Here is a 19,538-nt window from a genome sequence, read left to right as displayed (position 1 = left end):
AAAAGCAAAGCGGCCCAGAAGGGCCGCCTTTGCCGGTGCATTCGCTGCGGGACGATTATCGGCTGTTCCGATGACTGCTCAAGTAAGGTTCGCTCATTAGCCGCCGTCCGATTTACGCTGCTTGTCGAGCCATTCCTCGACGCTGATTTTGCCGTCGCTGTTTTTATCCATCTTTTTGAAAACCGTTTCGTTCATCGCCATGAACTCGTCCATCGTCACGAAATGGTCGGCGTCCTTGTCCATCGCTTTCATCACTTTCATCGTGCGCAAGCCCTTGCCGCCGCGCGCGTAACCGCCGGTGGCGAACATCACGTCCTGGGCGGTGGCGATCGAAGCGCCGACCAGCGACGATGCAATCACGGCCGACATCATTGCCATTCGGGATAATTTGAGCATTTTTGTTTCTCCTGGAGTTGATTGACGAACGCTTCATCGCGCTCATAACCAGTTTGTTCGAACTGGTTCACCAGCTTATCACGCGAGTTTCAAAGTTTTATCACAACTCATTGCGTCGCGGCAAGCTCGCCTGACAGCCTGCTATCCGTGTAGCACTTCGGGCCGACCATACCGCCCGGCAGCACCATCAGATCGCTCTCGTCGCATTCGGCGCAATCTTCGCAGACATCGTCTGGTTCGTCGTAACCGATCAGGCCGCGCAATTGCAGCTCGCGTTCCAGTTTTTTCGGGGGCATACGATGGAATCCGTCGAACCCCTTCACGAGAATCCGGCGCGTCCATTCGGCTTGCGGATTGCGTAACGCGGTTTCGACTGAATAGCTGACCAGCTTTTTGATCATTTCATCGCGGTTCATGATGGCTCTCCTTCGCTTCGCGGTTGAACGTTTGTTTTTCGAAAAATCACGATCCCAGTATGGAAAATCAACATCACGGCGGCGTCACGAACAGTTAACAATTACATCGCCCGCCAGGGCCGAATGACGCAAAGCCTCCGGGCACGTTAAAATATTGTGACAAGCACGCGCTTCGATCTCTGCGTGCAAGCAAACCAGAATCGGCCGAACGCAGTCAAAGGCCTGTTTACAATGATCACACGCGCATCTTTCAACGTCCGCACGCTTCCGATTCGTTCCTCTCCTTAAACCGGATAAACGCACCATGTTCGCCGATATCGATATCTTGAAACTCGCGGAGTCGTTTCGATCGCAAGGCGACTTTCTTGTCGTGCCCGATTTTGTGCCGGCGCCGCTGTTGCAGCGCCTGCTGGCCGAACTGCCGCGGCTCGAATCGGCGGTTCATCGCAATTACATTCCCAGACATAAAAAAGGCGGCAGCATCAGCCGCTTCGAACTCGATCGGCTGGCGCCATCGTTCGGCGAGCTGTATCGCCAGCCGGCGCTCGCGGAATATCTGGATCGGATCACCGGTCGCAAGCTCCTGCCGTGTCCGCCCGCCGATCCGCATACCTATGCGCTGTATTACTACACAGAAGAAGGCGATCACATCGGCTGGCACTACGACAGCTCGTATTACCAGGGCAAGCGTTTCTCCGTGCTGATCGGACTTGTCGATCGCTCGGACAGCAGGCTCGAATACCGGCTGCCAGCAGCCGCGGGGGGCGGAAAACGCGGGCAAGACGCGACAGCTCGCGACCGCGCCCGGCATGCTCGTGCTGTTCGGCGACAAGCTGCATCACCGCCTGACGCCGATCGGCGCCAATCAGCAGCGCGTCGTGCTCACGCTGGAATACGTAACCGATCCGGGCATGTCGCCATGGTGGCGCTTCGTTTCCAACATGAAGGACTCGATCGCGTATTTTGGTCTGGGCAGCGTTTTTCAACGACGCAAAGGCGCCTGATGGCAAGGACCTTGCTCTAGCCGCGATGAAAACCCGGCAATGAAAGCGATCATCATGGCCGCGGGCGTGGGCGAAAGGCTCGGTCTGGATTACCCGAAAAGCCTGCTGCGCTTTGCCGGTAAAACGCTGATCGAACGTCATATCGCATCGCTGCAGCGGGTTGGCGTCGGCGAGGTGGTGCTGGTTATCGGGTATCAGGCAGACGTCGTTCGGGCGGCGCTGGCGGCGTTACCAGCGGGCGGGCTTTCTTTATCGATACGCCTTGTTGTGAATCTCGAATATCAGCGCGGCAGCGTTTTGAGCCTGAAAGCGGCGGCGGCCGAATTGCGCCAGGGCGAAGACATCCTGCTGATGGATGCCGATGTGCTCTATGCTTTGCCGATTCTGCAACGGCTCGCCGATACGCCCATCGCCAATTGTTTCCTGATCGATCGCAATTTCGAGCCCGGCGACGAGCCCGTCAAGCTGTGCGTGCGCGAAGGACAGCCGGTCGAATTCAGCAAACAGCCGCGAGCCGACATCGCCTGTGATTTTGCCGGCGAATCGGTCGGCTTTTTTCGCTTCGCGGCCGAGACAGCGGCTGCGCTGGCGGAATGCACCGAACGCTACGCTGCGGCCGGATGTGAAGATGCACCGTTCGAAGACGCGATCCGCGATCTGCTGTTCGCGCAGCCGCAAGCGTTCGGTTTCGAGGACATCACCGGACTGCCGTGGATCGAAATCGATTTTCCCGACGACGTCGAACGCGCCGAGCGCGAAATCCTGCCACGGATCATGACATATGAATAAACCGGAGATCGTCGGCCATCTGTCCCGGCCGGCCCAACTGCGCCGACTGCTGAACTCCGCCGGGATTGAATTCATCATGGAGGCGCACAATGGCGTCAGCGCGCGCATCGTGCAGGAAGCTGGGTTCGCCGGAATCTGGGCCAGCGGTCTCGCGCTGTCGGCGCAATTCGGCGTGCGCGACAGTAATGAGGCGAGCTGGACGCAAATCGTCGACATGCTCGAATTCATGTCGGACGCAACAGAGATACCGATCCTGCTCGATGGTGATACCGGCTACGGCAACTTCAACAATCTGCGCCGGCTGATCAAAAAACTCGAGCAGCGCGGCATAGCCGGCGTCTGCATCGAAGACAAGTTGTTTCCGAAAACCAACAGCTTTCTTTCCGGCGAGCGCCAACCGCTGGCGACGGCCGATGAATTCTGCGGCAAGATCAAGGCCGGCAAGGACTGCCAGAGCGACGCTGATTTTTGCGTGATCGCGCGCGTCGAAGCGCTGATCGCCGGCTGGGGCATGGCCGAGGCGCTGAAACGCGCCGCGGCGTATCGCGAAGCCGGGGCCGATGCGATCCTGATCCACAGCAAGCTGGCGCGCGCCGACGAGATCGTTGCGTTCGCAAAAGAATGGGCGCAGCGCGCGCCGCTCGTGATCGTGCCGACCAAATACTACAGCACGCCCACCGACGTCTACCGCCAGGCCCGAGTCAGCCTCGTGATCTGGGCGAATCATATGGTGCGCGCCGCGGTCGACGCGATGCAAAACGTCGCGCGAGCCGTGCACGACGCGCAATCCCTGGTCGAGGTCGAAGACCGCATCGCCCCGGTCGAGGAAATTTTCCGCTTGCAGGGAGCGGCCGAACTGGCGGCAGCCGAGCGGCGCTACATCGGCCGCGACCGCGTGGAAACCCGCGCCGTGATTCTTGCGGCAAGCCGCGGCCAGGAACTGCATACCCTGACCGAGACGCGGCCCAAGGTTATGCTGCCGATCGCAGGCAAGCCGATCCTGCGCCGGCAAGTCGATGAACTGAAGAAACAGGGCATCAACGACATCACCGTCGTCGCCGGTTATCGCGCCGATTCGATCGACGTGACCGGCATCAATCTCGTGATCAATCGCGAACATGCGCGGACCGGCGAGCTGGCCTCGCTGGTGTGCGCGCAACCGTGGCTCGAAACTGACAGCGACAATGTCATCCTGTACGGCGATCTGCTGTTTCGCGGCTACATTCTGCGCGATTTGCTCGACAGCGAAGAAGAACTGGTGGTCATCGTCGATTCCGCTTTCGGCGAAGCGGCGAGCGCCGGACGGCCCGCCACCGGGGCGCCCGATTACGCTTACTGCACAGCAGCCGACAATCGCGCCATGCTCGCGCAAAACGTGCAACTGTTCGCCATTTCACCCGATAGAGACGGCGAATTGGGAGAGGCGAACGGACGCTGGATCGGCATGCTGCGCGTGCGCGGCGCGGGACGACAATGGTTGCTCGAAGCGCTTGCGGAACTGGAGCTGCGCGATGATTTCGCGCAGTTGTCGATGCGCACGCTGCTCAATCGGATCGTCGCCAACGGCCATCCGATCCGGGTGCTGTATATCCACGGCCACTGGCTCGACGTGAACGCGCTAGAAGATCTGGATAATGCCGGCGATTTCGCGCAGGGGCGCGGATAGATCCCACGCGATCCATGGGCTTGAGCTTCACCCTTCGGCGAGCTCGGTGCGAACGGGTCAGAGGTCATCCAGATATCTCTTCAGGTGCATAAGCGATGATTGAAGCAAAGGATTTTGTCGAAGCCGCGCGCGGCCGCGGTTTCGCGTGGTATGCGGGCGTCCCGTGCTCGTTTCTGACGCCGTTCATCAATTACGTGATCGGCGATCCCAGGCTTACCTATATTTCATCGGCTAACGAGGGCGACGCCATTGCCGCTGCCGCCGGCGCGGCCATCGGCGGGCAGCGCGCCGTCGTCATGATCCAGAATTCCGGTCTCGGCAATGCGGTCAGCCCGTTGACCTCGCTGACCTGGGTGTTCCGCATTCCGCTGCTGCTGATTTGCACCCACCGCGGCGCGCCCGAAGTGCACGACGAACCGCAACACGAACTGATGGGCCGCATTACTGGGGACCTGTTCGACACCATGCAAGTGCCATGGGAAGCCTTCCCAACCGAACCCGGCGGGATCGCCGCGGCGCTGAAACGCGCGAGCGACTACATGGAGCGCGAGCATCGCCCCTATGCGCTCGTCATGGCCAAAGGCAGCGTCGCGCCGCACGCACTCGAACATCAGCAGGTCCCGCGTACGTCGACAAACGTATCCTGCATGGAAAACATGCGCGGCGCGCAACGCGTCTCGCGCAGTCAGGTTTTGCAGTGTGTGCTGCAGCACACACCCGAAACTGGCAGCGTTGTCATCGCCACCACCGGCTACACCGGGCGCGAGTTGTACGCGCTCGCCGATCGCGCGAACCATCTCTACATCGTCGGCTCTATGGGCTGCGCGTCATCGATCGCGCTGGGTTTGTCGCTTGCCCGCCCCGATCTCAGGATCGTCGTCATCGACGGCGACGGCGCCGCGCTGATGCGTATGGGCAATCTTGCGACCATCGGCGCGTATGGCGGCGGCAATCTGATCCATTTCGTGCTCGACAACGAAGCACACGATTCGACCGGCGGCCAGGCTACCGTCTCCGGCAACATATCTTTTGCCGCAATTGCCGCGGCATGCGGTTACGGCATTGCGCTGGGCGGCGATGGCGTCGAGTTGATAGATGAATTGTTCGCAGCGCCGGCCAGCAAGCGGCCGCACTTCGCGCATTTAAAGATTCGCACCGGCACTCTGAACCAGTTGCCGCGGCCAGGCCTATCGCCGGCAGAAGTTCTGGAGCGCCTGATGAAACATATCGGAAGCAGCTTTTCATCGACACACTGAATTCATCGACAAAGCCATCGTGATTCTGCTCAACCCCGGTCCCGTCAATCTCGGTCAGCGCGTCAGAAACGCGCTGACCAGTCCTGACCTTTGTCATCGCGAGCCAGAATTCGCCGTGCTTCAGCAGGACATTCGCGCCCGGCTATTGCGGGTCTACGATCTCGCGCCCGCGCAATGGGCCGCGGTCCTGCTCACAGGCTCAGGCACCGCCGCCGTCGAAGCCATGATCAGCAGTCTCGTTCCCGAAAACGGCCGCTTGCTGATTCTCGAAAACGGCGTTTATGGTGAGCGCATGAGCGCGATGGCCAGGGTTTACCATCTGGATCACGTCTCGCTGCAACACCCATGGCTGGCGCCGCTTGATGTCGATCGCATCGAAGCGTGTATCGAAGCCGCTGTTGCGGAAAATCGGCGGATTACGCACATCGCCATCGTCCATCACGAGACGACGACGGGCAGGCTCAATCGTCTGGATGAAATCGGAGCGCTGTGCAAGTCGCGCGCCGTCGCGCTGCTTGTCGACGCTGTCAGCAGCTTCGGGGCGGAGGAGATTGATTTCGATGCGTTAGGCATAACGGCTTGCGCAGCTACCGCGAACAAATGCCTGCACGGAGCGCCTGGCGCATCGTTCGTCGTCGTCAAGCGCGCCGCCCTCCCCGCCGCCGCGCGGCGCAGTCTGTATCTCGACCTCGCGACGCATTGTCGCGAGCAGGATGCGGCGAGCACGCCGTTCACACCTGCGATCCCGGCGTTTTATGCGCTGCGCGAAGCGCTCGTCGAATTCGATGAACAAGGCGGCTGGCAAAAGCGCCGCGAATGTTATGCGGCTTTGCTCGGCCGCGTACGCGAAGGCCTCTTGGCGCTTTCCATCGAACCGCTGCTGCCGCAGGATGAAGCCTCGGTCGTGCTGAACGCATTCACTCTGCCGCGCGGCGTCGATTACACCGCGCTGCACGACGGCCTCAAACAGCGCGGCTTCGTGATCTATGCCGGCCAGGCGGCGCTGGCAAAAACCCTGTTCCGCATTTCGACGATGGGCGAAATCGGCGAAAGCGATGTCGAGCGCCTGCTTGATGCGGTCAGGCAAGTTGCGGGAATGGCAGGCGCATGAACAGCAAACCCTGGGACGCCCGTTTTGCGCTGTGGATGGTGCGTCCGCTCTCCGGAACGTGGGTCACGCCGAATCACCTGACAACACTCAGGCTCGTTGTCGGGCTTGCCGCGATCGCTGCTTTTGCAACGGGAGGATTGGCTGCTCTCGGCGCGCTTTTGTTCGCGGCATCGAATCTGCTCGACCATACCGACGGTGAGTTGGCAAGACTGACCGGCAAGATGAGCCGAACCGGGCATATTTACGATCTCGCGAGCGACGCGCTGCTCCATGTGTTGCTGTTCATAAGCATTGCGATCGGGCTGATGCGGTCAGGCGCCGGCGCGTGGGTATTGCCGGCCGGCATCGTCGCCGGTGCCGCAGTGTCGGCGATTTTTTACATGCGCAACGAAATCGAAAATCGCCACGGCAAGACAGCGACGCGTCAGCCACGCTTCGGCGGACTCGAAGCCGAGGATATTCTTTATCTGCTGCCGGTGGTCACGCTGCTCGACGGGCTGATGGCTTTTTTGACAGCCGCCGCGGTCGGCGCACCGCTTGCGGCAGTGATCGTCGGCTGGCAGTTCTTGCAGTTGCGGCGGGCGGAATGAACCTGTATTGAATTATCGAAACGGCGACCGGCCACTGCCCGCCGCGTCGCACCTCCTCGAAAACGAGGGGCGACAAAACGATCTGAACGATTCGAGCGCGCATCGCGCCGTGCTGCATCACACGACTTCGCGTTCCGATTCTTTTGGATTGGTTCGATTCAGCGAATAAATCCACCACACCGCGATCCCCGCGGCGATCCAGACCACCTCGCGCACACGGCGAATCACCGACAGCGCCAAGCCGACAGCCGGATTCCCGGTCATCGCCGAGCAGACCATCACCAGTGTTCCTTCCTGCGCGCCTATGCTTGCCGGGATGAAGAAGGTGCCGGCGCGCACCAGTTGAACCAGCGCTTCAATGATCCACGCCTCATTGAACGTTACCGGATAACCAAGCAGCCACATGACGACATAAACCTCGATCACGCCGCCGATCCAGCTGAGCAGCGCGAGCAGGAATGCCGCCACGGAACGCGCGCGATGTTCGGTGTAAAAATGAACGAGGCGTTCATCGATATCGTGAATCAAAAGGATCAGGCGTTGCAGACGCCCGGTAACGCGCGCACCGAATATGCGGCCCAGCCATGAACCCAGGCGCGAACTCAGGCGCAGGCGCTGGATCACGAAACACCCCGCGATGCTGAGCGTCAGCGCGATGAGGCCGGCCCCGGCGATGAACTTGTACGCTGAACTCACGCGCCCGGAAGGCAACAGCAGCAAGAATCCGATGGTGAGAAACAGCACCAGCGCGATCAGAATGATGGTCTTGGCGAGGATCAGCGAAACGCTGGATTCGCGATAGCCGATGCCGTAGCGCGATTTCAGCAGCAGCGCCTTCAGCGGCTCGCCCCCCATCGAACCGAGCGGCGTGACCGTGTTGAAAGCCTCGCCCGCAAGCCGGATGTTGAACAGGCGCGCCAGCCAGCGTAAATCGCGCGGCACGCTCGTCAGGATCAGTTGCCAGCCCGCGGCATCGGCCGCGAAAACCGGGGCATAAAACAGCACGACGAACGTCATGCCAATGACGCCGACCTCGGCGATCTGCGCGAACACTTCGTCCACATTCAGGTCGCGCACAACAAGTCCGAGCAGCAGCAGCCCGAGCGTGAGAAAAACCAGTTTCAGATAACGCATGCGGTTCCCATGTCGAGAACCGCATCTTACCGTTGAACAGCGCAATCGACGTGGCGGACCACACCGGCTGGAAATTGCGGGGCGCTGTTAAGGGTGTTGAAATTTCTTGCGCGCTGCCGCGATGCCGGCGGGTCTGCGGACCCTGTGATCCGTCGCTGCACCCCGCAAACCCGTGGTGCGGGCGCCGGAAAACGATGCTTGTTCGTAATCTCTGCGTGCCCTTGGCATGCCGCTTGCGGATCAGGCTGCGCATTCACCGGGAGAGAGACAAAATGCAAAGCAAGGCAGCTTCGGCAAGGAACCGCTGGGTCATCGCAGCGAGCGGCATGGTTACCATGATGACGCTCGGCACGATCTATTCGTGGAGCCTGTTCACCCAGCCTTTAAGCGGGGGTTTCGGCTGGTCGAACATGACGACGACATGGACTTTCGCGCTGGCGTTTTTTTCATTGAGCTTCGGCGCCATGGTCGGAGGCCGCTGGCACGACAAGATCGGCCCGCGTAAGGTCGCCTTTACAGGCGTTATGCTATAGGCGCTCGGCAACTGTCTCGCAGGATTGGGCTCCGCGCATTTCGGCGCCTGGTGGATGTATCTGAGCTATGGCGTAATCGGTGGCTTCGGCGTCGGCATGGGATATGTCACACCGGTTACGGTCATCACCAAATGGTTCCCGGACAAGCGCGGTTTGGGCAGCGGCCTTGGTCGTCGCTGGTTTTGGTCTCGGCGCTGTCGTTTATAACCTGACCTTACAACACATCCCGTCCTTTGCGACGGCCGCCCAGGCTGCGGCAGAGCTTGCAGCAGCGCCGGAAACACTGCGCTTGACAGGAGTTGCGTTGGCGCAGGAACACGTATCGGCGCTGATGAACGTGTTCGTCGTTTCCGGGATCGCATTTGCACTGATCGGCGGCAGCTGCGCCCTTATGCTGGAAAACCCTCCGACCGCATACAGGCGGAAGTCGGAAGCGGTTGGCGCCGACTTCAACTGGAACCGGTCGTATACGACGGCGCGGATGCTACGCACGCCGCAGTTTTATCTGCTGTGGCTGATGCTGTTTCTGAACGTCACTGCCGGCATCCTGATTATCAGCAATGCCGTGCCCATCATGCAGGAATTGACCGGACTTGCTCCCGGCATGATCGCGGCGACTTACGGGTTCGTCGCATTGTTCAACGCGCTTGGCCGTTTTTTCTGGGGCGCGATATCAGACCGCATCGGACGCAATCGAACCTTCGCGCTGATTTTCAGCCTGCAGGCCATTGCCTTCGGCATGCTCGGCGGGCTGCATGACCTCACGTCGGTTGCTATCGGATTCGCCGTTGTGTTGCTCTGCTTCGGCGGCGGTTTCGGCACGATGCCGTCGTTCGCTGCCGATTACTTCGGTACGCGCCGCATGGGCGCCAATTACGGCATGATACTCAGCGCATGGGGTTTTGCCGGGATTGTCGGGCCGCTATTTGCCGCCCATATGAAGGACACGACGGGATCATACGGCGGAACGCTAATGCCGATCGCCCTGATGCTGCTCGTCGCGATGTTGTTGCCCATGATTACCAAAAGACCGGCACGTGGCGGCAAAAGCGTCACGGGTCGGCGCCGTCACCTGTCATCGAACGCCGCGCTTGCCGGCGCTTCGGCTCAAGATTGAATTTGACCGGCTGACAGAAACAGCGGCGGCGCGATCTCCTAGTACGCCGTACCGCCGTGATGAAGAATCTGCGTACGATATCGCGACCGCTTCGTCGGCCCGGCACCGATTCTAGCGTTAGCTTTGCCGCGTTTGATGCGAGATCCAAATAGAGCCACGCGGCCGAATCAGGCTTCCCGCCTTCTCGGCGCCTCGTATTAACGTCCTCTTCCGCGCGGATAGATATCGCGTCCGATTTCGTCGAGATCGCGGTGCAGGGCTTCGCGCTCGTCGCGCGTCAACCGCCCATGCGGACGCGGCTCGCGTTCGCGTACATCGCGCAGCTCGCGCCCGCCGCGACGGGGATCATCGGCCGCTGAGCGATTTTTCTGGGGTGTTGGCCGCGAATCTTCGTCGCGGCCGCCGCCGCGGCGCTCGTGATCAGCCCATGCCGGCGTCGCGGCAATGATCGCGCTTACCAGAAAAATGCCCAGCAAATTTTTCATTTATTCTCCTTGTCGGCGTCCGGATTAGAAATGCAGCCGATAGTACAAGTCGAAATGCTGATTATAGCTATCACGATACCCATAATCCCTGTGCCGGGAATGATAGCGCGGTCGCGGGTAATAATGATGGTGCTCGACTCGCGGCCGGTAATCATAACCGTGATTATCACGATGCCTGTAGTGATGTTTGTAGTGCTGCCTATCGTAGTGGTGTCTTTCGTTTTGTTGCTGATGATGCTTGAAACGCGGCCCATCGCGCCAACCGCGATCATCATCATCCGCGAACGCGGATCCTGCGAAAAGACTCAACGCCAGCGCCGAAATACCGATGATCCGTTTCATAGCCCGCTCCTTCTATCTATCCTGCTGTTGCCTTCGGTTTGGAAGGTATGGCTATGCTAAGGCGATCGTGTAAAGCGAGTGTTTCAGCGCCAGGCGTAATTGTAAGAATTTGTATCGCGCCTGCCCGCTTGCGCATTCGCCTTACAAGGGCAGCTTTCATTCACGCGCCGCTGTCGTTAGCATAGCGGCGTGAAAACCGACAAGCCGAAAATCATCGTCGTCGATGACGATATCAAGCTGCGCGATCTGCTAAATCGCTACCTCGCCGATCAGGGCTTCAACGTGCAGTCCGTCGGCGACGGCGCCGGCCTCGACAAAGCGCTCGCACGCGAGCATTTCCACTTGCTGGTGCTCGATCTGATGCTGCCCGGCGAAGATGGCCTGACCTTGTGCAGACGGCTGCGCGGTGCGGGCAATACGCTGCCCATCATCATGCTGACCGCGAAGGGCGACGAGGTCGATCGCATCGTCGGTCTCGAACTCGGCGCCGACGATTATCTGGCCAAGCCGTTCAATCCACGCGAGCTGGTTGCGCGCATACATGCAGTCTTGCGCCGCCACGTCGCGCCACCGGGCGCCCCTGAGCAGCATGAAGCAGCGATAAGCTTTGGCGCGCTGACGCTCGATCTCGCCCTGCGCACACTGACGAAAAACGGCGAAGCCGTGGCGCTGACGACCGGCGAGTTCGCGCTGCTGAAGACGCTGCTTGCCAATCCACGCATTCCGCTTTCGAGAGACAAGCTGATGGAGCTCTCGCGCGGCCGCGGTCATGAGCCGTTCGACCGCAGTATCGACGTGCAGATTTCCCGCCTGCGCCGGCTGGTCGAAGACGACCCCGCCAAGCCGCGCACCATTCAGACGGTATGGGGCTTTGGGTATGTCTTCGTTCCCGATGGCGAACAGCGCGCCTAGCGCGGCGTTGCTCATGAATCTGCTGCCGCAGTCGCTGCTCACGCGGACCGTTTTGCTGATCGCGCTGCTGTTGACCGTCAGCCAACTCGCGTGGTTTCAGATGCTGCGATTGTTCGAGCGCGAGCCGCGCGCCAGACAGCTCGCCGTGCAGGTTGTCAGCACGGTCAATCTGACGCGGGCCGCGCTGCTGACCGCCGAGCCTTCCAAGCGGCGCGAGCTTTTGCTCGATCTTTCCGAACGCGAAGGCATACGCGTCTACACCGGCTTGCCAGCCGAGATAATGGTGAATCCACCGAATAGCAGGTTTCTGCAATTGACTGCGAACGCAGTGGGCAGCGAGCTTGGCATGGACACGCAAGTGCTGGTGCAGCGCGAAGACGACGGTACGACGCTGTGGGTCAGCTTCAACATCGAAGGCGATGAATACTGGATCGTGTTGTCGCGCGCGCGCACCGAGCGCGCCTTTCCGACCCAGTGGCTGAGCTGGGGTGCGCTGGTGCTGTTGTTTTCGATTTTCGGCGCGTATCTGATCGTGTCCCGTATCAACCGGCCGCTACGCCGCCTTACCGATGCCGCGGCCAGAATCGGCAAGGGCGAACTGCCGCCCGCGCTGCCCGAAACCGGATCGACCGAAATTCGCGCCGTCAGCCGCGGCTTCAATCAAATGACAGACGATCTGAAACGGCTCGAAGCCGACCGCGCGCTGCTGCTGGCCGGCGTGTCGCATGACTTGCGCACGCCCCTATCGAGGTTGCGGCTGGAACTCGAGATGCTGAACGAAAGCGAATCGCTGAAAACCGGGATGGCACAGGATATCGACGAAATCGACGCGATCATCGATCAATTTCTGGCTTTCGCACGCGGCAATGCGGAAGAAACAGAAGCCGAATGCGACCTGAACGCGATCGTGCGCGCCGTGCGCGAGCGTTACGCGCGCATCGGTAAACCCATGGTGCTCGACCTTGCGGACCTGCCACCGCTGGCTCTGAAGCCACTCGCGATACAGCGCCTGCTGGTCAACCTGGTCGAGAATGCGCTGCGTCACGGCGGCGGCGCGATAGAAATCCGCACCGCGGTCAATCGCGACAACGCGGTCCTGGCTGTGCTCGATCGCGGCCTTGGCATTCCCGAGTGCGAAACAGGCCGCATGCTGCAGCCGTTTACGCGCATGGATAGCGCGCGCAGCGGCGGCGGCAGCGGACTCGGGCTCGCCATCGTCGACCGTATCGCCAGATTGCACGAAGGCAGCGTCAAACTGCTGGCGCGCGCCGGCGGCGGACTCGAAGCGCGCGTCGAATTACCGTTGCGCGGCGAACCGCACGCCAGCGATCAGCATCCGGAAAGCTCCGCATAACTCTGCCGTTCGTCTTGAGCTTGTCTTGAGCTTGTCGAAAGACAGACACAAGCCATTGGTGTAGATTTGTTTCAAAATCCGTGGTTCGACAAGCTCACCACGAACGGATATTGCAGAGCTTCCTGCAAGCTTGAAATCAGGAGGCTTGAATCGTCTCGCGCGCCTTCAATTTTGCGGCAATGAAATCGCGATGCGGCACGTACAGGAGATCGGAAATTTTCCGGATCAGATGATCTTCGTACCGGCTGAGATGACTATCGGCAAGCGCAACCTGCCACAGGCACTCGACGAGCCGGATGCGTTCGGCGAGATCGAAGGCGCGGTTGATCTCGGAGGTGAACTGCTAATAATCGGTGGCGTCGCGGCCGCGCTGCTCGGCGGCGATCGTCAGTTCGGCAGCCTGCTCGTCGTTCAGCAAGAAACGTTCGCGCACGGCCGCCTCGATGACCTGACGTTCATCATCCTTGATTTCGGAATCCATGCGCATCACTTCGGTCAGCAAGGCGGCGGTCGCAATTTGCAGGCGCCGTTCGGAATGGCCCGCATCGGGATGCAGGCTCGATGTATTTGTCGAAAAATGCTTTAATCGGATTCAGCATGGCGAGTATTGGCGAATTTGACGGCGTGTTCGGCAGAGTTGTCAGGGCTGTAAGGCTGAGTGTCACCATTCGACCCAAAGTCAAGGTTACGAATTCCTGTCACGGAATGCAAAGCGATCAAGACTTACGCGGCACGCGCTGGATCGACCGGCACACCTGGCCCGTGCGCACCATGCACTGGATTAATGTCATTGCGGCTACGCTGCTGTTGATGAGCGGCTTGCAGATTTTCAACGCGCATCCGGCGCTTTACTGGGGCAAGTCGTCGTACACCGGGCGCCCGCCCATCCTCGAAATGACAGCCGAACAAAACGCGAACGGCAGCGTCGTCGGTGTGACTCGCATCTTCGGCCGCGAGTTCAATACGACCGGCGTGTTCGGCGCCTCGCGAAATCAGGATGGCGAGCTGGTCGGACGCGGCTTTCCAACTTGGGCCACGGTTCCCTCGGCGCAATGGCTGGCGATGGCGCGACACTGGCATTTGTTCTTCGCCTGGGTGTTTGTCATCAACGGTCTCGTTTACGTTCTGTATTCCGTCATCAGCCGCCATCTGGCCCGCGATCTCGCGCCCAGCCGGCGCGATTGGCGCGGCATCGGCCAGTCGTTCAAGGATCATCTGCTATTGCGTCACCCGAGCGGTGAAGCGGCGACGCGCTACAACGTTCTGCAAAAACTCAGCTATCTGATCGTGATCTTCGCTTTGCTGCCGCTCGTCATCCTCATGGGTTGGGCGATGTCGCCGTGGCTAAACTCCGTGATTCCGGGCTGGGTCGATGTGTTCGGCGGCCGGCAATCGGCGCGCACCATCCATTTTATCGTCGCCTGGGCGCTGGTCCTGTTCGTTCTGGTCCACGTCTTCGAGGTCGTGATCAGCGGGTTTTGGAACAATCTGCGCTCGATGATCACCGGGCGCTATCGTATAGAAGCCGAAACCAACCGGGAGAACAAGCCATGAAGCCCATCTCTCTTTTGCCGCGTCGCCAGTTCCTGGCCCGAGCCGCGGGTGTCACGGGTACACTGCTTCTGGCCGGCTGCGATCGCTTGTCGCGCAGTGAATGGTTCGCGAATTTTCTGGCCAGCAGCGAAAAGCTGAGCAGCGCAGCGCAGCACCTCGTCACGTCGCGCACGTCCATGGCGCAGGAGTTCAGCGAAGCCGATCTGTCTCCGACATTCCGCAGCAACGGCACGCGGGTTCCGAAAAATTCCCAATATCTGGCATTGGCGCAAAACAATTTTGCCGACTATCGACTGGAAATAGCCGGTCTGGTCGAACGGCCGATGGCGCTTTCCCTCGCCGAACTGCGTGAGTTGCCGAACCGCACCCAAATCACGCGTCACGATTGCGTCGAAGGCTGGAGCGCGATCGGCAAATGGAAGGGTGCTTCCCTGAGCGCACTGCTCGAAATCGCCGGCGTGATGCCGCAAGCGCGTTACGCCGTTTTCTATTGCGCCGACCCGATGGACGACAACGGCGCGAAATACTACGAAAGCATCGACATTGAGGATGCGCATCACCCGCAAACCATTCTCGCCTACGACTTGAACGACCAAGCGCTGCCGATCGCCAATGGCGCGCCGATCCGGGTGCGCGTCGAACGCCAGCTCGGCTACAAAATGGCGAAATACATCATGCGCATCGAACTGGTCGAGAGCTTTGCGCCTATCGCCGGCGGCAAAGGCGGCTACTGGGAAGATAACGGCTACAACTGGTACGCGGGGATTTAAGCCTACCGCAGCGCCACTTCATCCCTCCGCGCGCGGACGCGTTAGCGGTGAAGACGGCCGCTTGCGGGGAGCGCTTCGGGCTGCCTTTCGCGCCGCTCAACCGCAGCGCCAGCGCCCAATGATCCGATACGTGCCGCCTAAGTGCTCCGCAGCTGATTCCACGAGCACGAATTCGTCAACTTGCCAGCCAGGCGCAGCAAAGTTCGATAATCCGGGTTTGCAATCCGCTTTTCTGGCCAGCGTCACATGCGGCGCGAAAAGGCGCAGGTCGAAAGAAAATCCGCTGCTCGCAAGCCGCGCTTCCAACTGCGCGACCAGATCGCTCAGTTCAGGTGGAGCGGTGCGCGGCGCGATCCAGGCAATGTGGTTGTGGCGCCAGCAACCGATGCTGTCGAGGTCAAGCACGAAGCGCGCAAAACGGACTTCAGCCGCCGTTGCGCGCAGTTCATCGATGCGTTTTTCCGGGACTGCGCCGAGAAATGCCAACGTCATGTGCAGCGATTCCGCGTGCGTCGGACGTCCGCCGAAATGCGTATGGGCTTGCCTGGAAATATCCGCGAGTGCTATGCGCATCGCTCGATTCGGCCAAAGCGCGAAGAACACGCGCTTGACAGCGCCAGGGGCACGGGAGACGGGCGTCAGCTCGTCGTCCGGTCGCCCGATCTCAGACATTTTATGCAGGCGATCGCGTGCACGACGATGCCCTCGCCGCGGCCGATGTAGCCGAGCTTTTCGCTGGTCCGCGCCTTGACATTTACGTCACCGATCGCAAGGCCAAGATCGGCGGCGATATTCTCGCGCATCGCGGGAATATAAGGCGCCAGCCGCGGCGCCTCGGCGATCACGCTGGAATCGATGTTGATTGCGCGCCACCCCTCACGCGCCAGCAGCGCCGCGACGTCGCGCAGCAGCTTGCGGCTGTCTACGTCGCGAAAGCGCGGGTCGGTATCCGGAAAGTGCATGCCGATATCTCCGAGCGCGGCCGCACCGATCAGCGCATCGCAGATCGCGTGTATCAGGACATCGGCATCGGAATGGCCTTTCAGACCCTTCGCATAAGGAATGTCGACGCCGCCAATCATCAGCTTGCGGCCCTCGACCAATTGGTGGACATCGAAGCCCTGCCCGACTCTCACGTCAGTATCTTCATTGCGATTCGCGTGCGCGCAAAATCAGCTCGGCCAGCGCGAGGTCCTGCGCATAGGTGACTTTGAGGTTCAGACTTTCGCCTACCACCAACTTGGGGTTGAAGCCCAGACTTTCGATGGCGCGCGCTTCGTCGGTCGCGACGGTTGCGTTCACGGATTGCAGCGCTTCGAGCAGCATCTTGTAGCGGAACATTTGCGGCGTCTGCGCGAGCCACAGGCTTTCGCGGCGCTCCGTCTGCAATACTCGCGCCTCGGTGTCGGCGCGTTTGACGGTATCGGAAACCGGCATCGCGAGCAGACCGCCAACCTTGTCGGCGGCGAGCTCGTTTATCAACTTGTCGAGCTGATCTTTGCCAAGACACGGACGTGCGCCATCGTGCACCAGAATCCAATCGCTGTCGCCGATCTCGTGCTGCGCGGCGGTCAAACCATTCAGCACACTGCCGGCACGCGTTTCTGCTCCACAATACAACGGCGCCAGTTTGTCGGCGAACTCACTCCAATCATACCTTCCGAATAATTCATCTTCGGGTGCGAGCACGACATAGCAACGGTGAATCGCCGGATGCTGGCAGAGGCGTGAGATCGAGTGATACAGCATCGGTTTTCCGAGTAGCGGCAAATATTGCTTTGGCATAGCGGCGGCCATACGCGTGCTCGAACCGGCAGCGGGAATCAGGGCAAAGTAATCAGGCATGCGGTTATTATCCTGTCATTGTTCCGTGTCAGGCAAGGCAAGTCGCTGTTTTGTCGAAGCGATATGGTCGCGTAGAATAATCGCTTCCCTCAACTTCCTCCCCGGCAACGCATGGAATGGCTTTCCGACCCCGCTGTCTGGATCAGTCTGGCTACGTTGACCACGCTGGAAATCGTGCTCGGCGTCGACAATCTCGTTTTCATAGCGATCCTCGCCAATCGTTTGCCCGAAGCGCAGCGCGCCCGCGCACGCCAAATGGGTTTGGGGGTCGCCCTCGCTACACGATTGCTGCTGCTGTTCACACTGACCTGGGTTATCGGCCTCACCGAGCCGATATTCAGCGTCATGGGCAGGGGAATTTCCTGGCGCGATGTGATCCTGATCGCGGGCGGCTTGTTTCTTCTGGCCAAATCGACGCACGAAATTCATGGAAGCCTCGAAGGCGATGAGGCCGAGCATGACGCGACCCGCGCCACCGCCGGTTTCGCCGCGGTGGTACTCCAGATCGGCATTATCGACATCGTGTTCTCGCTGGATTCCGTTATCACCGCGGTCGGCATGGTCGACGAATTGTGGATCATGATCACGGCGGTAGTGCTGGCGATGGTCATCATGCTGGTCGCGTCCGCCCCTCTGGCGGAGTTCGTCGAACGCCACCCGACGGTAAAAATGCTGGCGTTGAGCTTCCTGCTGCTGATCGGCATGTCGCTGATCGCCGATGGGCTGGGCTTCCACATTCCCAAAGGCTATCTGTACGGCGCGATGGCGTTTTCGGTTCTGGTCGAAGTTCTGAATCTATTGGCCCGCCGCAAGAGCAAGTCGCCCGTCAAGTTGCGCACCCCAACCCCGCCCTGACTGCATTCGCGCAGATCGCAGCGTCATCAGACCTCTATCCAAAATACTGGCGACAGGCTTTTGCACGGCGTTGTGCGCAACCGCATAGCCTTTGTGATAACCAGGAAACTTCATGGAAATCGTCATAGTGCTCGCCCTGATCGCGCTGAACGGTGTCTTCGCGATGTCCGAAATGGCAATCGTGTCGGCGCGCAAAGCGCGCCTCCAGCAGTTGGCCGACGAAGGCCGCGCGCGCGCCAAGGTTGCGCTCGATCTGGCCAATGAGCCCGGCAATTTCCTGTCGACGGTACAGATCGGCATCACGCTGATCGGCATTCTGAGTGGCGCGTTTGGCGGCGCCTTGTTTTCGCAACAGCTCGCCGTGTATGTCGCGCGCGTTCCGGCCCTCGCCGAGCACAGTGAGGCGATAGCTTTGACCATCGTCGTGGCGGTCATCACCTATTTTTCTCTGATTCTCGGCGAGCTCGCGCCCAAACGACTGGCGTTGTTGAATCCGGAGTTGATCGCGTCGCTGGTTGCGCGGCCGATGCGTATGTTGTCGAAAATCGCATCGCCGCTGGTCAGTTTTTTGAGCGTATCGACCTCGCTTGTGCTTCGCGTGATTGGCGCGAAGGCATCGACGGAACCGCCGGTCACGCAGGAAGAGATTCATGTGTTGATCGAACAAGGCGCCGAAGCAGGTGTGTTCGAGCGCGCCGAGCAGGATTTGGTGCGCAATATCTTTCGTCTCGATGAGCTAAGAGTCGGCGCGATCATGGTGCCACGACTCGACGTCGTTTTTCTCGATCTGGAGGACTCCGTCGATCGCATTAGCGAGAACATCATCGGCAGCGTCCATTCACGCTTTCCAGTATGCAAGGGCGGCGTGGATACTGTGCTTGGCGTGGTCCATTCCAAAGATCTGCTGGCCGCGAGCTTGGCTGGAAAACCGCTGGACCTGGCGGCCGCGCTGCGCCCGCCACTTTATGTGCCCGATTCGGTTTCGGCGATGGAGTTGCTCGAGATGTTCAAGAAAACGCGCACCCACATCGCGCTGATCGTCGACGAGTACGGCGACTTGCAGGGGCTCGTGACCTTGAACGACGTGATGGAAGCGATCATCGGCGATATTCCTTCCGGTGACTTGCCGGAGGAATCGCTGGCCGTTCAGCGCGAAGATGGCTCATGGCTGCTCGACGGTATGCTGTCGATCGAGAAACTCAAAGAACTGTTCGATCTCGACAAACTACCGTATGAGGAATCCGGCAACTATCACACAGTTGGCGGGTTTGTGATGATGCGGCTCGGCCGCGTGCCGAAAAAGGCCGACTACACGGATTGGAGTGGATGGCGTTTCGAAGTCGTCGATATGGACAAGAACCGCGTCGATCAGGTACTGGTCGCGAGCCTGAAAACTGTCGGACTCTAGC

General features: G+C 60.1%; 23 protein-coding genes and 1 pseudogene. 14 read left to right on the top strand and 10 right to left on the bottom strand.

The features are described from left to right. Positions 1-96: 96 nt before the first annotated feature. Positions 97-396: a hypothetical protein gene (locus H0V78_14670; protein ID MBA2352977.1), complete on the bottom strand. Its 300-nt coding sequence runs from the start codon at positions 394-396 to the stop codon at positions 97-99. A 107-nt stretch (positions 397-503) separates the two neighbouring features. Further along, entirely contained in the window at positions 504-812 is a 309-nt protein-coding gene (locus H0V78_14665) for a hypothetical protein (protein MBA2352976.1), read from the bottom strand. Between the two features lie 304 nt (positions 813-1,116). On the opposite strand from H0V78_14665, the pseudogene H0V78_14660 reads away from it, so the two are divergent. The 6 genes and pseudogenes from H0V78_14660 (at position 1,117) to H0V78_14635 (ending at position 7,228) form a co-directional block, all read left to right on the top strand. Next, positions 1,117-1,816 (top strand): annotated as a pseudogene (locus H0V78_14660) (2OG-Fe(II) oxygenase). A gap of 39 nt (positions 1,817-1,855) precedes the next feature. Next, positions 1,856-2,605, top strand: a complete 750-nt coding sequence (locus H0V78_14655) for a phosphocholine cytidylyltransferase family protein (protein MBA2352975.1) — start codon at positions 1,856-1,858, stop codon at positions 2,603-2,605. Beyond that, positions 2,598-4,271 carry a phosphoenolpyruvate mutase gene (aepX, locus tag H0V78_14650; protein MBA2352974.1) on the top strand — a complete coding sequence of 558 codons (1,674 nt, stop codon included), beginning with the start codon at positions 2,598-2,600 and terminating at the stop codon, positions 4,269-4,271. The genes H0V78_14655 and aepX overlap by 8 nt, the downstream gene beginning before the upstream one ends. A 95-nt stretch (positions 4,272-4,366) precedes the next feature. Then, entirely contained in the window at positions 4,367-5,527 is a 1,161-nt protein-coding gene (gene aepY, locus H0V78_14645; protein MBA2352973.1) for a phosphonopyruvate decarboxylase, read from the top strand. 19 nt (positions 5,528-5,546) lie between these two features. Then, complete coding sequence (locus H0V78_14640) at positions 5,547-6,638, top strand: 2-aminoethylphosphonate aminotransferase (protein MBA2352972.1); 1,092 nt, start codon at positions 5,547-5,549, stop codon at positions 6,636-6,638. After that, positions 6,635-7,228, top strand: coding sequence for a CDP-alcohol phosphatidyltransferase family protein (locus H0V78_14635; GenBank protein MBA2352971.1), 594 nt, complete (start codon positions 6,635-6,637; stop codon positions 7,226-7,228). Before H0V78_14640 ends, H0V78_14635 begins: the two co-directional genes overlap by 4 nt. Before the next feature lie 117 nt (positions 7,229-7,345). On the opposite strand, the gene H0V78_14630 is transcribed toward H0V78_14635, so the two are convergent. Beyond that, a complete protein-coding gene (locus H0V78_14630) occupies positions 7,346-8,362 on the bottom strand; it encodes a flippase-like domain-containing protein (protein MBA2352970.1) in 1,017 nt (338 codons plus the stop codon). 272 nt (positions 8,363-8,634) lie between these two features. Between H0V78_14630 and H0V78_14625 the strand changes: the two genes are divergently transcribed. Then, the gene (locus tag H0V78_14625) at positions 8,635-8,895 is read left to right on the top strand and encodes a hypothetical protein (protein ID MBA2352969.1); all 261 of its coding nucleotides are present in this window, start codon (positions 8,635-8,637) and stop codon (positions 8,893-8,895) included. A gap of 166 nt (positions 8,896-9,061) precedes the next feature. Further along, the gene (locus H0V78_14620) at positions 9,062-10,012 is read left to right on the top strand and encodes an MFS transporter (protein ID MBA2352968.1); all 951 of its coding nucleotides are present in this window, start codon (positions 9,062-9,064) and stop codon (positions 10,010-10,012) included. A 197-nt stretch (positions 10,013-10,209) separates the two neighbouring features. On the opposite strand, the gene H0V78_14615 is transcribed toward H0V78_14620, so the two are convergent. Then, positions 10,210-10,497: a hypothetical protein gene (locus tag H0V78_14615; protein ID MBA2352967.1), complete on the bottom strand. Its 288-nt coding sequence runs from the start codon at positions 10,495-10,497 to the stop codon at positions 10,210-10,212. Then, positions 10,494-10,775 carry a hypothetical protein gene (locus tag H0V78_14610; GenBank protein ID MBA2352966.1) on the bottom strand — a complete coding sequence of 94 codons (282 nt, stop codon included), beginning with the start codon at positions 10,773-10,775 and terminating at the stop codon, positions 10,494-10,496. The genes H0V78_14615 and H0V78_14610 overlap by 4 nt, the downstream gene beginning before the upstream one ends. Positions 10,776-11,028: 253 nt before the next feature. On the opposite strand from H0V78_14610, the gene ompR reads away from it, so the two are divergent. Together ompR and H0V78_14600 are read left to right on the top strand one after the other, a co-directional pair. Then, entirely contained in the window at positions 11,029-11,751 is a 723-nt protein-coding gene (gene ompR, locus H0V78_14605) for a two-component system response regulator OmpR (protein MBA2352965.1), read from the top strand. Positions 11,752-11,764: 13 nt separating this feature from the next. Beyond that, positions 11,765-13,105, top strand: coding sequence for a HAMP domain-containing protein (locus H0V78_14600; protein ID MBA2352964.1), 1,341 nt, complete (start codon positions 11,765-11,767; stop codon positions 13,103-13,105). Between the two features lie 136 nt (positions 13,106-13,241). Here H0V78_14600 and H0V78_14595 read toward each other — a convergent pair whose 3' ends face one another. Continuing rightward, the gene (locus H0V78_14595) at positions 13,242-13,433 is read right to left on the bottom strand and encodes a TerB family tellurite resistance protein (GenBank protein MBA2352963.1); all 192 of its coding nucleotides are present in this window, start codon (positions 13,431-13,433) and stop codon (positions 13,242-13,244) included. Between the two features lie 15 nt (positions 13,434-13,448). Beyond that, positions 13,449-13,697 (bottom strand): TerB family tellurite resistance protein, encoded by a 249-nt coding sequence (locus H0V78_14590; protein ID MBA2352962.1) that lies wholly within the window; start codon positions 13,695-13,697, stop codon positions 13,449-13,451. A 113-nt stretch (positions 13,698-13,810) separates the two neighbouring features. On the opposite strand from H0V78_14590, the gene H0V78_14585 reads away from it, so the two are divergent. Both H0V78_14585 and H0V78_14580 read left to right on the top strand, forming a co-directional pair. Next, positions 13,811-14,659, top strand: a complete 849-nt coding sequence (locus H0V78_14585; protein ID MBA2352961.1) for a cytochrome b/b6 domain-containing protein — start codon at positions 13,811-13,813, stop codon at positions 14,657-14,659. Continuing rightward, complete coding sequence (locus tag H0V78_14580; GenBank protein MBA2352960.1) at positions 14,656-15,429, top strand: molybdopterin-dependent oxidoreductase; 774 nt, start codon at positions 14,656-14,658, stop codon at positions 15,427-15,429. Before H0V78_14585 ends, H0V78_14580 begins: the two co-directional genes overlap by 4 nt. A 96-nt stretch (positions 15,430-15,525) precedes the next feature. On the opposite strand, the gene thpR is transcribed toward H0V78_14580, so the two are convergent. Genes thpR through H0V78_14565 form a run of 3 tightly spaced genes read right to left on the bottom strand, consistent with a single transcriptional unit; the run spans position 15,526 to position 17,274 of the window. Then, positions 15,526-16,101: an RNA 2',3'-cyclic phosphodiesterase gene (thpR, locus tag H0V78_14575; GenBank protein MBA2352959.1), complete on the bottom strand. Its 576-nt coding sequence runs from the start codon at positions 16,099-16,101 to the stop codon at positions 15,526-15,528. Then, complete coding sequence (locus H0V78_14570) at positions 16,068-16,565, bottom strand: 2-C-methyl-D-erythritol 2,4-cyclodiphosphate synthase (protein ID MBA2352958.1); 498 nt, start codon at positions 16,563-16,565, stop codon at positions 16,068-16,070. The genes thpR and H0V78_14570 overlap by 34 nt, the downstream gene beginning before the upstream one ends. 10 nt (positions 16,566-16,575) lie before the next feature. Then, positions 16,576-17,274: a 2-C-methyl-D-erythritol 4-phosphate cytidylyltransferase gene (locus H0V78_14565; GenBank protein MBA2352957.1), complete on the bottom strand. Its 699-nt coding sequence runs from the start codon at positions 17,272-17,274 to the stop codon at positions 16,576-16,578. Positions 17,275-17,385: 111 nt separating this feature from the next. Here H0V78_14565 and H0V78_14560 point away from each other — a divergent pair, with 111 nt between their 5' ends. Then, complete coding sequence (locus tag H0V78_14560; protein MBA2352956.1) at positions 17,386-18,129, top strand: TerC family protein; 744 nt, start codon at positions 17,386-17,388, stop codon at positions 18,127-18,129. A 112-nt stretch (positions 18,130-18,241) separates the two neighbouring features. Beyond that, positions 18,242-19,537: an HlyC/CorC family transporter gene (locus H0V78_14555; GenBank protein MBA2352955.1), complete on the top strand. Its 1,296-nt coding sequence runs from the start codon at positions 18,242-18,244 to the stop codon at positions 19,535-19,537. Position 19,538: the final 1 nt, after the last annotated feature.

This window comes from Burkholderiales bacterium, from assembly GCA_013695435.1.
In the GTDB taxonomy this organism is placed as follows: domain Bacteria; phylum Pseudomonadota; class Gammaproteobacteria; order Burkholderiales; family JACMKV01; genus JACMKV01.
The sequence above is the reverse complement of the archived record's forward strand: the minus strand, read 5'-3'. Positions and strand labels throughout refer to the sequence as shown.

What these genes read in the sequence shown, in the direction of transcription:
- H0V78_14670 (MBA2352977.1), bottom strand. Translation starts at nt 396, where the DNA reads ATGCTCAAATTATCCCGAATGGCAATGATGTCGGCCGTGATTGCATCG.
- H0V78_14665 (MBA2352976.1), bottom strand. Translation starts at nt 812, where the DNA reads ATGAACCGCGATGAAATGATCAAAAAGCTGGTCAGCTATTCAGTCGAA.
- H0V78_14655 (MBA2352975.1), top strand. Translation starts at nt 1,856, where the DNA reads ATGAAAGCGATCATCATGGCCGCGGGCGTGGGCGAAAGGCTCGGTCTG.
- aepX (MBA2352974.1), top strand. Translation starts at nt 2,598, where the DNA reads ATGAATAAACCGGAGATCGTCGGCCATCTGTCCCGGCCGGCCCAACTG.
- aepY (MBA2352973.1), top strand. Translation starts at nt 4,367, where the DNA reads ATGATTGAAGCAAAGGATTTTGTCGAAGCCGCGCGCGGCCGCGGTTTC.
- H0V78_14635 (MBA2352971.1), top strand. Translation starts at nt 6,635, where the DNA reads ATGAACAGCAAACCCTGGGACGCCCGTTTTGCGCTGTGGATGGTGCGT.
- H0V78_14630 (MBA2352970.1), bottom strand. Translation starts at nt 8,362, where the DNA reads ATGCGTTATCTGAAACTGGTTTTTCTCACGCTCGGGCTGCTGCTGCTC.
- H0V78_14625 (MBA2352969.1), top strand. Translation starts at nt 8,635, where the DNA reads ATGCAAAGCAAGGCAGCTTCGGCAAGGAACCGCTGGGTCATCGCAGCG.
- H0V78_14615 (MBA2352967.1), bottom strand. Translation starts at nt 10,497, where the DNA reads ATGAAAAATTTGCTGGGCATTTTTCTGGTAAGCGCGATCATTGCCGCG.
- H0V78_14610 (MBA2352966.1), bottom strand. Translation starts at nt 10,775, where the DNA reads ATGATGATGATCGCGGTTGGCGCGATGGGCCGCGTTTCAAGCATCATC.
- H0V78_14600 (MBA2352964.1), top strand. Translation starts at nt 11,765, where the DNA reads ATGAATCTGCTGCCGCAGTCGCTGCTCACGCGGACCGTTTTGCTGATC.
- H0V78_14585 (MBA2352961.1), top strand. Translation starts at nt 13,811, where the DNA reads ATGCAAAGCGATCAAGACTTACGCGGCACGCGCTGGATCGACCGGCAC.
- H0V78_14580 (MBA2352960.1), top strand. Translation starts at nt 14,656, where the DNA reads ATGAAGCCCATCTCTCTTTTGCCGCGTCGCCAGTTCCTGGCCCGAGCC.
- thpR (MBA2352959.1), bottom strand. Translation starts at nt 16,101, where the DNA reads ATGTCTGAGATCGGGCGACCGGACGACGAGCTGACGCCCGTCTCCCGT.
- H0V78_14565 (MBA2352957.1), bottom strand. Translation starts at nt 17,274, where the DNA reads ATGCCTGATTACTTTGCCCTGATTCCCGCTGCCGGTTCGAGCACGCGT.
- H0V78_14560 (MBA2352956.1), top strand. Translation starts at nt 17,386, where the DNA reads ATGGAATGGCTTTCCGACCCCGCTGTCTGGATCAGTCTGGCTACGTTG.
- H0V78_14555 (MBA2352955.1), top strand. Translation starts at nt 18,242, where the DNA reads ATGGAAATCGTCATAGTGCTCGCCCTGATCGCGCTGAACGGTGTCTTC.